The sequence below is a fragment of the Kitasatospora sp. NPDC085879 genome, from assembly GCF_040686255.1.
Lineage (GTDB): Bacteria > Actinomycetota > Actinomycetes > Streptomycetales > Streptomycetaceae > Kitasatospora.
The window spans coordinates 1-1,080 of sequence record NZ_JBFBJZ010000211.1 but is presented as its reverse complement, the minus strand read 5'-3'; the positions used below and the strand labels follow the sequence as shown (position 1 = coordinate 1,080).

General features: G+C 67.2%; 1 pseudogene. It reads left to right on the top strand.

Annotated elements, in window-relative coordinates:
* Positions 1 to 78: 78 nt before the first annotated feature.
* Positions 79 to 1,058: pseudogene (locus AB0P35_RS42225) on the top strand (IS5 family transposase).
* The last annotated feature ends 22 nt before the right edge of the window (positions 1,059 to 1,080 follow it).

Here is a 1,080-nt window from a genome sequence, read left to right as displayed (position 1 = left end):
CTAGGGCCTGTGTGAGGTTGTGATCAATCTTCCGGGTTCTGCCCCGTTCCGGGGCGGAACCCGGTAGAACTGCTGGGTGTGACGCGCAGGCAACTCACTGACGAGCAGTGGAGTTTGATCGAGCCCTATCTGCCGATCGGCAGGTTCGGGCCGTACCCCGAACGGCTTCGTGACCAGTTCGAGGGCGTGATCTGGCGGTTCCGTTCCAGTGCCCAGTGGCGGGAGATGCCTGACGAGTTCGGCCCCTGGTCCACGGTCTTCGGTCGGTTCCGGGTCTGGCGGGACGCCGGCGTGTTCACCTCGCTGCTCGAAGGCCTGATCGCCGAGGCCGCCCGCGAGGGGAGAACGGACCTGTCGCTGGTCAGCGTCGACTCCACGACCGTCCGCGCCCACCACGACGCCGCCGGGATGCTCGTCGACGAGGAGCTCATGCACGCCCTGGAGGAAGCCGCGCGTGAGCAGGAGAAGTCCCGGCAAAAAGGGGCGAGCCGCAGGAACAGAACGGACAGGACGAGCGCAGACGCGTCCGGCGCCGACGTCAGCTCCGCCTGAAGCAGGCCGCGCTCGGCAGGTCACGGGGCGGACTGACAAGCAAGGTCCATCTCGCCGCCGACCGCAGGTGCCGTCCGCTGGCGCTCGTCCTGACCGCAGGGCAGGCCGGCGACAGCCCGCAGTTCGTCCCCGTCCTCGCCAAGGTGCGTGTGCGCCTGCCCGTCGGGCGACCCCGTACCCGGCCCGGCGCGGTCGCCGCAGACAAGGCCTATTCGTCCCGCGCCAATCGCGCCTACCTGCGCAAACGCGGTATCAAGGCTGTCATCCCGGAGAAGAAGGACCAAGCTGCCAGCCGGAAGCGGAAGGGCAGCAAGGGCGGCCGACCCGTCGACCACGACGCCAACCTCTACGAAGAGCGGAACACCGTCGAACGTCTGATCAACAAGCTGAAGGCCTGGCGGGGCATCGCCACCCGCTTCGACAAGACGCCCGAGAGCTACCTTGCAGGCCTCTACCTCCGCGCCTCGATGATCTGGATAGACGACCTCGTGCGACCACTCAATTGATCACAACCTCACACAGGCCCTA